Origin of the sequence: Bradyrhizobium sp. HKCCYLR20261, from assembly GCF_051168435.1 — a bacterium.
Classification (GTDB): domain Bacteria; phylum Pseudomonadota; class Alphaproteobacteria; order Rhizobiales; family Xanthobacteraceae; genus Bradyrhizobium.
In genome coordinates this window covers 216,966-225,880 of the sequence record NZ_JBNPUZ010000009.1, presented here as the reverse complement: position 1 = coordinate 225,880, position 8,915 = coordinate 216,966, and the positions used below count along the sequence as shown (strand labels likewise).

Sequence of the window (8,915 nt, the reverse complement as noted above, 5' to 3'; positions counted from 1 at the left end):
GGCTATGGGCGTCGGGGGACGATGAGCGGATAGGCCGGACTGAGCCAATGCTGGCCGATATCGCCGATGTGAATCTCACGGTTCGTGAGGATCACGATGCCCTTCGATCGTCTCGGGGCGAGACCGAAGAATGCCCGGAAGCCGGAGCCGCCGCCGCCATGATAGAGAAGATGATCCCCATGGGTGGTTCTCGACCGAAGCCCGATCGTCATATCGAGTTCAGGCATCCCTGTTGGCCGTGACACCGTCAGCATGCGGGACAGAGCGGATTTGGCCGGTGACGACTCCCGCGCCAGAAAGGCGGCGAGGATCCGATGCAGATCGTCGATCGAGGCGGCCATGTCGGAACTGCATTCGTAGAAATGGAAGCCCGTCTCTTGCACTCCGTCGGACAAAGTCCTTCGTATCCTCGAAACCGTGTTGGTCATGCCGAGCGGGTCGAGGAGATATCGTTTCAGGACCTTCAGGTAGTCATCCGCCTCGCCGTGGCGCAAAGCGAAACCGAGCAGCGAGATTCCGAGCGAACAGTATTCATACGCTCTGTCGCTCAGATCGCCCTCGAACGTCTCGAGATAGTTACGAAGGACGTCTTCCGAACAATTCACGAGCTCCTTGACATAGGCTGGCAAGCCCGACGTGTGCGTGGCCAGGTCGGCCATCGAGATGCCCTCGACAAGCGTTTCGGGGAGCCGCCACTCGCGAGGGACCCTCCTTCCAAAGGCGGTGTGGATCGTGATCCGGCCGGCCTGCTCCATCATGCCCAGCAGCAGCGAGGCGAGGAATTTCGAGATCGATCCCAGGGGAAAGGCGACATCCGTCCGATCGCTGGCGCGCCGCTCACCGGGCGAGAACAGCAGGAATTCATCACCCTGCTCCGTCACCGTGGCGATGAAGGCCTTGGCGTCGGAGGACTCGTTGCGAAATCGCCCTTCGAGGATGGTCTCGATTTCGGCAAGCGACATCGTCGTCCCGATCGCCTCGCCCGACGCGACGACCGCCGGGGCTGCGACCGCAGCAGAGGAAGGTTTGAAGCTTTCGACATGGCGGGCCAGCAAGGCGATCGTCGGCGCGGTGAACATCGCGGTCGCGGCGACGTCTGCACCGATGTCGCGACGGATAGCGCCGGCGATGCGCAGCGCCAGCAGGGAATTGCCGCCGAGGTCATCGAAGAAGTTGTCGTGGATGCCAACCGTCTCGAGTTGAAGCGCATCCGCAAACAGCCGGCCGATGATCTCTTCCATCGCGGTTCGCGGAGCCATCGGCTCCTGGCTTGTAAAGCTGGGAGCCGGGAGGCTGCGCCGATCGAGCTTGCCGTTCGGCGTCAATGGCAGAGCCTCGAGCCTGATGATCACCGCCGGCACCATGTAGTCCGGCAGCTTCGTCGCGAGCTGCCGCCTGAGCATTTGCGGGTCGGCGCCCTCGTCAACGACGTAAGCGGTGAGGAGATCGCGCCCAGCCGATCCCTTGTGCAGCACGACCGCGCTCTGACCGATCCCGAGCTCGGCGAGCGCGGCCTCGATCTCCCGTGGCTCGATGCGAAATCCGCGCAGCTTCAACTGCGAATCTGCGCGGCCCGCGAACATCAGATATCCATCCTGGTGCCAGGAGGCGCGATCGCCGGTCCGATACATGCGCTGACCGGCGGTACCAAACGGGCAGGCGATGAAGCGCTCGGAGGTGAGATCGGGGCGCCGCCAATATCCCCGCGCCAGCCCCGCGCCAGCGACATACAGCTCGCCAACGACGCCGGCAGGCAACACACGAAGCCGGCGATCCAGAACATAAGCCCTGACATTGTCCAGCGGCCGGCCGATCGGCACCGGCGCTGACCGGGCCGAACGCTCCGTCATCTCATGGGTCGTGCAGAAGGTGGTGGTTTCCGTGGGGCCGTAGCCGTTCACCACGCGGAGATCCGGACACGCCTTTAGAACCTTGCTGATGGCTTCGGCCGAGAGCACGTCGCCACCGGCCACGACTTGGCGGAGCCCAGAGAACGAGATCGGCGACTCATCCGCAATGAGATGAAACAGGCCAGCCGTCAGCCACAGGTCCGTCACCCCCTGCGCCGCGATGACGTTTTCCACCGTTCGCGAATCGAGCCGACCCGGAGGCGCCACCACGGTCGATCCGCCGTTCAGGAGCGGAACCCAGATTTCGTAGGTCGAGGCATCGAACGCCACTGGCGAATGGACGAGCATCCGGACAGGCGCCGACTGTTGCCAGCGGCGATCGCGGACGAGGTCTGCCACGTCACGATGCGTGACGATGACGGCCTTTGGCTGGCCGGTTGAACCCGATGTGTAGCAGAGATAGGCCGGATGATCGGGCAGGAGCGCGCAGGATCGCACGACCCCCGCCGCGGCAGCTTCGCAGACTTCATCTGTGCACCAGTTCGTATCGGGATCATCGAGCACGAAGATGCTGCCGCGGTTGAGCTTGGTGCCGACCAAAGCCTCGATGTTCGCGCGATCGTCCTGGCATGTGACGATCGCGACCGGCTCCGCATCGGCCAGAACCAGCGCGAGCCTGTCACGCGGGCTGTCGAGATCGAGCGGCAGATAGGCCGCCCCCGTCTTGAGGATTGCGAGCAACGCCAGAATGAGCTGCTCGGAGCGGCGCATTGCAACCGCGACCCGCGTTTCGGGACGGGCGCCGAACGCAATCAGGGCACGAGCGATACGATTTGATTGCTTGTCGATCTCGCAGTAGCTGAGTGTCACGTCGCCAGCGACGATGGCGATATCGCGGCCGACGCGTTGGACAACCGCGGCAAACATGTCCGGCAGGGTCACATCCGGGAGGGCGTTGCTGGTATCGTTCCAGCCCGTGAGGATCTGCTCCCGCTCTCCTGGTCCGAGGACCGTGGCCGACTCGACCGGCGCATCGGGATCCACGGCGAGAGCCGCGAGCAGAAACTCGAACTGCTGGCGAAATTGCGCGACGTCGGAGGCGCTACGCCGAGAGCCGTTCGCCTTGAAATCGATGAGAATCTCGTCGTCGTCCGGGTGGTGATAGATGACGATCGCAAAATCGTCGACTGGACCATTACCCATGTTGCGAAGGCGTACTGTGGACGCGCCAAGGTCAATGGGCCCATAGAACGGCGTGTAGTTGACGACGATCGAGGTGAGCTGCTCGCCTTGACCGAACAGGCCGAGATCCCGCCTCACGTCCTCCAGGCGTGCTCGCTGATGCCGGAGCCCCCTTTTGACCCGCCTGCCCGCTGAGCGGATCAACTCAATCCAGCGAAGCCCCTGTGGTACGCATAGCCGGAGGGCGACGATGTTGGACACCGCTCCAGGGATGCTCCGCGATGGACCGTCCGGCCGCCCGGCGACGACGAAACCGATGACGGTGTCGTCGGTATCCTTCCGAACCGAGGAAAGGACTCCAGCCACCGCGCCAAACAGGCTGGGGAGGGTCGTACCAGCCGAGGTCGCGATGGCCTTCAGCCGAGCGGTTTGCTTACGACAAAGACGTGCCGTCTGCAGAACCGCCGCATAAGACGCCTTGGCTGCCTGCCCCTCCACCCCGTCGTCCAGTCCCGCGAGCGTCTCACGCCAATATTTGCGATCCTCCTCGGCCCGCTTGGAGCTGCGATAGTCGCGATCGGCAGCCAACAGAGCGCCGAAATGTTCGAACCGCTGCGGCGCCGGCTGGCCGTCGCGAACGAGACTCCCATAGTGTTCGGCGACCCGCGTGGCGAACAACACGCAACTCAAACCGTCCATCGCAATATGATGGAAGAGCTGGCAGTACTCCCACGCGCCATCCTGTCGCCGAAACAGGAACAACCGGAAGAGCGCGCCTTCCGCGAGCGGCAACGGCCACCGCAAGGCTTCGTCGATCACCCTGTCGATGTCGGGCGGTGGCAACCCGACGCTGCGCTCGCCCTCGAGGCTCCAATGCGGAGCAACGCCCTGGATCTGCAACGGGCCGTTGTCGCCCGAGACGAATCGCACATGCAAAGCCTCGGTCTCATCAACCGTCGCCTGCACCGCACGCTCGAACGAGGCCACATCGAGGTCGTCCGGAAGCGTCGCCCTTTGCGCCAGCGTGTAAACCGGACTCTCTGGCGCGAGCGCCTGCGCGAGCCAGATTTCGGTCTGGGCAGCCGACAGGGAGGTCGGCCTAGAAACTCCAGCTACCGGCCGCGACAGGAGCTCGAACGCAAATGATGCAGGCTTGGAGGCGTGCTGCATGTTCGGGCTATCGCGATTTGGAGTAAGCATCGCAGAGCGACGCCAGGATCAGTCTTTCTCCCGTAAAGGGCTCGCGGCCATGTGCCACCTGCATGTTGTCGACCAGGAGGACGTCGCCCTGTTGCCAGTCGAAATGCACCTTTTCAGCATCGAAGGCAGCTCTGATCTCGGCGAGTTGGGCGGGCGGAATCTCGCTGCCATCGCCGAAGCACGCGTGCCGTGGCAGGTCCTCGAGTCCGAAGGTCTCTACGAGCGCATCAGCCGTCTCACTGCCCAGGCTCGAGACATGAAACAAGTGGGCCTGGTTGAAGAAGATGGTCTGATCCAGCCGATGATGGCGCGCGACGCCCTGCGCGAGCTGCCGCGTTCGCAGACGCTCGCCATCCACCCATTCGAAGTCGATTTCCAACCGCCGACAAATGAGCTCCACCTCTTCGGGTGAGTCCGTCTGAAAAACGTTGCGCCAGCTCAGATCAAGCCCCTCATGATAGTTACGGAGGTAGGCGACCCCTTTCGTCCCGAAACTGTCGAAACAAGCCGGTGAAATTCGGCTCGTCACAGCAACCATGTCAGCCAGCGGCGTCTGCCCACCGGTCTGAGGGGCGCGCGCGCAGGCAAACAGGAGCTTCGTCGGCCAATCGCGCTGGTACGCATTTTCGCAATGCATCGGAATCGTATGCATCGCCGGATACTCGGAGGCGGTATAGGTGGCGCCTCCAAGCTTCTCTCGTGGTGTCGAACGATATTCGTACGCCAGCGCCTCGTTGGCGAGCGCCTCGATGACGACCTCGAAGCGTTCGACCGCGTCGATCGAGAAGCCACGGAACAGGATCGCTCCATGCTGCAAGAGCAGATGGTCGACGGCTGCGCGATTGGCCCGCAGAAACGGGCCAGCCTCGAGACCATCTCTCACCGGCCGTACGACCAGCGGCAGACGGCCATCCACGCGCAATGGCTGCGCGGTCACGTCAGATCGATCCAACAAGAGAGCCTCCTTCCAAACGGGCCCTTCTGCCGCCCCCTTGATCCGGACGCGAAACGCGAATTCATCGAGGCACGCGTCCAAGCATGAGCCCAGAGCGCAATCGTTCGCCGCGCCGATCGTCGATCAGGCGCCTACGGAGACGATGAAATATGCGATGGATGTCAGGAGCCTTGCGGCAGCAAGCTACGAAGTGCGTGAAAACTAGCGTGGCCCGGACAGGCTGATTTCGACCGAGGCTGCCGGAGTCGGTTCGACCGCAGACAGCATCTGTCGACGTGGTTCAATCGCCGAGCATTGCTGAGAACTGAAATGACAGTTGACCATGTCCCCTCCCGGAATTCGGCGACGATCCGCTTTGGACGGAATTGGTAGCCTGAAACCAATTTTGACCGCAACACCACGCGCGACGACGCGTCCGCAGGGCATCTCCGCCCTTTCCAGATTCTCCCGAGATCGGTCGCGACCGCTCCCATTGGCCAAGATCAAACTTTCCCGAAATGCCGCGTTCCTGACCGTGTCATCGAAAATTGATGCAACAGCGCCACTCTCGAACAATTAGTGCAACGCCTCATACGTTCGCGAGAGTCGAGAACGGAGAGGACCGCTCTCACGCTTGTTGGATCTCGTGTCCAGGCATGGTCACAATGATGACTTTCGCTCGTCACACCATGATGCGCCGAAGGCCCCCTGGCTGAGCCGGATATCATGCAGTTTCACCGCGCGTCCCTTCAAAGACTCTTTTTGTCGTCGGACCGGCGCTGTAGAGGATCAATCGCAACTGGATGCCATGTCCCACACCGAGACTTACTCTGTGACAGATACAAACGACACGCCATGGATTGTAAAGTGGCGAAGCACCTCAGCAGGACGCGCGACGCTTTTGGCATTTCCGCACGCCGGGGGGACGGCATCGATGGCACGCCGATGGACTGATCATCTGCCGGACTGGTGCAACGTCTGGGCAATCCAGTATCCCGGACGCGACGGGCGTTTCGCCGAAGTGCCGTTCGATCGAGCCGAGCCGCTCGCCGACGCCATCACCACGGCCGTCATCCCCACTCTACGCGGTCCTGTCTGCTTCTTCGGCCATTCCCTGGGCGCACTGTTGGCTTTCCTCGTCACTCAACGGCTGATGACTGCCTCGCATTCCGCCCCACATCACCTGATCGTCTCGGGACGGCGCGCACCGCATCTGCCCGATCCGCAAGCCCCCTCGCACGGCCTGCCCGAGCCGGAGTTTATCGCGCGTCTCCGGAGGCTGAACGGCACGCCTCCTGAAGTCTTCCATCATGTCGGACTGCTGGAGCTCTTGCTGCCAATGCTGCGCGCCGATTTCGCAGCGAGCGAGACCTATCGCTACAGGCCGGGTCCGAAGCTGTCATGTCCGGTCACGGTCTTCGGCGGCATCCGTGATCCGTTGACGACGCCACACGATCTTCGCGCATGGGCCACACATGCCCCAGAGCCCACGGACACGCACATGTTCGATGGCGACCACTTTTTTATCCGTTCGGCTGAGAAGGACGTTCTGGCAAATATCGCTGCGATCGTGACCCGAATGGTGGCTTAGCTGCGACCAAGATCGGCATTTCGCTCACGCGCGCGATCTGCGAGATCATTGCCATGATCACTATCAATCGATGGGTCTGGTCGGCCATGGCCGCTTCGGTCGCATAAGCGCAAGATGACAATCGACGTCTTGACATGCTCCGAAAGTGATAATCCGCAGAAAGGTGCGGCGACGGCAAACGAGCGGCCCCCGCACGGCTCAGCAGGTCGCCTCGCCGGTCACGCGCGCAAAGAAATCGCTTCGAGATCGCAGTTCATCATACGTACCATATCCTTCTATGCGGCCGTCGTGAACCACGATGACCGCATCGCCCATCACCATGGCGCTGGGTCGATGCGTCACCATCAAGATCGTTGCCCCCGCGAATGACCGGAGAATCTGGTCGATCACCCAGCGTTCGGTCACCACGTCGAGAGAGGACATCCCCTCATCGATCACCACAATATCGGGGGCGCGCAGGAACAATCTCGCAAGAGCAAGCCTCTGTCGCTGGCCGCCCGAGATCGTGGCACCGCGATCACCGAGAGGCGTCTCCAGGCCAGCGGGCAATCTGCTCAAGAAGTCGCCCAGCCCAGCGCAGTCGAGCGCGGATCGTAACTCCTGATCGGAAGCCGACGGGCGTGCAATCAGCAGATTGAATCTGAGCGTATCCTTGAACAGGAACACGTCCTGAGAAACGCATCCCACGCGCTCATTCAAGGTCCGCACGTCAAAGGCTGCAATATCGTGCCCGAACACCCGGATTGCCCCGCGGTCGGGCGGGTACTGCCTCGTCAAGGCCTTGACGACCGAACTCTTACCTGCGCCGCTTGGTCCCGTTATGACAACGCGCTGGCCTGGCAACACAGTAAAGCTGACATCGTTCAGGGCGGCAGTCTGTGCGCCGGGATAGGTCAATGATACATGCTCGAATTCGATCGCGGGATATGGCGAGGCAGACACGGTCGTTGGAGCGGGCCTGACCAGTTGAGCCGGAGCGCCTGACAGCTTTTCGATGAATTGTCCGAACGTCGCGAGCGACCGATTGATCTCGGAGAACATGTTACCGAGAGTCTCAATCGGAGAAAGAAGCGTCAGTGCGTATGTGCCGACAAGCACGAGATTGCCGACCGAGCGACCTTCCTGAACCACATCGTACAGAGCAAGCATAAAGGAGGCACCAAAGAGTCCGACGAAGAGCAGCGCATTCACAAGCTGCATCCGGACGCTGACGTTCCAATAGGCGGTCTGCGCATCTCGATCTTCATCGAGCGCCTTGCGGTACCTTGCGAGCAGAAGGTCGTACCCGTTGAATTGGCGCGCGACTTGAATGTTGGCAATCGAATCCACCAGCGTCGCATAGGTCCTTCGGCCGGCGACCATTGATCCGGTCTTGAGCGCACCGAGCTTTCGACCGTGGACACGATGGTTCGCCATGAACAGCACGACATAGACCGCGATCAATGTTGCCATGATGACGTTTCGGTTGGCCGCAAGCACGGCCATGGCGACACCGATCTGCACCAGCGGGGCGACCACAGAGGACGAGACGCTTCGTATGATGATGTAAAGATCGTTCGACGCCTGCGCGATTTCCTGGCTCAGTTCGCCTGAATTTCGCTTTGAAAAAAAACCATCTGATTGCTCGCAAAGATAGTCGAAGTATCCTGCAAGCAGCGAGCTGTTGGCATTGAGCCGCAATGTGCTCTGGAGCTGCAGCACAAGAACTCCGATGATTCTCGGCAGAGCGATCGCGGCCAGATATCCGAATACCAGAAAGGCGGTGTACCAGCCTGAGCCGAACCGTGCTTGCAGCAGGTCATCGGTCAGTCGGCCGAGAAGAAGAGGCGACATCGCCAAGCATCCTGACGCGATCACCACACACAGCACGGTCACCACAATCATACGGCGTTCCCTGAGCCGGAGGTGGTGGGACATCCACACCGACAGCTTGATCCACTCCTTCATGACGAGAACACCTCACGGGACTGCGGCTTGCTGACGCCATGGACCGTCGACCTCGCAGTCGTCCGGAGGAACAACGGAGCCCACGCGCCAGATCCAGCGGCCCTCCGTCCAGCACAGCGAGATGCCAAACAGATCGCGACCGACGGCATTGCCGTGAGCAGGCCGGCCATTCGCTTCGGGCGCCGCCCAGATCGAAGCCGTGACCAAGCAG

General features: G+C 61.6%; 4 protein-coding genes. 1 reads left to right on the top strand and 3 read right to left on the bottom strand.

The window, feature by feature from the left end; all coding sequences use genetic code 11:
* Positions 1–2: 2 nt before the first annotated feature.
* Both ACQR1L_RS22285 and ACQR1L_RS22280 read right to left on the bottom strand, forming a co-directional pair.
* Positions 3–4,202 (bottom strand): amino acid adenylation domain-containing protein, encoded by a 4,200-nt coding sequence (locus ACQR1L_RS22285; protein WP_434860052.1) that lies wholly within the window; start codon positions 4,200–4,202, stop codon positions 3–5.
* Between the two features lie 7 nt (positions 4,203–4,209).
* Positions 4,210–5,184, bottom strand: coding sequence for a TauD/TfdA family dioxygenase (locus tag ACQR1L_RS22280; protein ID WP_434860051.1), 975 nt, complete (start codon positions 5,182–5,184; stop codon positions 4,210–4,212).
* Positions 5,185–5,974: 790 nt separating this feature from the next.
* Here ACQR1L_RS22280 and ACQR1L_RS22275 point away from each other — a divergent pair.
* On the top strand, positions 5,975–6,757 hold the full coding sequence (locus tag ACQR1L_RS22275) for a thioesterase II family protein (RefSeq protein WP_434860050.1): 783 nt from the start codon (positions 5,975–5,977) through the stop codon (positions 6,755–6,757).
* Positions 6,758–6,955: 198 nt separating this feature from the next.
* Here the strand turns inward: ACQR1L_RS22275 and ACQR1L_RS22270 are convergent, their stop codons facing one another.
* Positions 6,956–8,704 (bottom strand): ABC transporter ATP-binding protein, encoded by a 1,749-nt coding sequence (locus ACQR1L_RS22270; protein ID WP_434860049.1) that lies wholly within the window; start codon positions 8,702–8,704, stop codon positions 6,956–6,958.
* Positions 8,705–8,915: the final 211 nt, after the last annotated feature.

Coding starts and splice junctions, on each gene's coding strand:
- ACQR1L_RS22285 (WP_434860052.1), bottom strand. CDS start 4,202: ATGCAGCACGCCTCCAAGCCTGCATCATTTGCGTTCGAGCTCCTGTCG.
- ACQR1L_RS22275 (WP_434860050.1), top strand. CDS start 5,975: ATGTCCCACACCGAGACTTACTCTGTGACAGATACAAACGACACGCCA.
- ACQR1L_RS22270 (WP_434860049.1), bottom strand. CDS start 8,704: ATGAAGGAGTGGATCAAGCTGTCGGTGTGGATGTCCCACCACCTCCGG.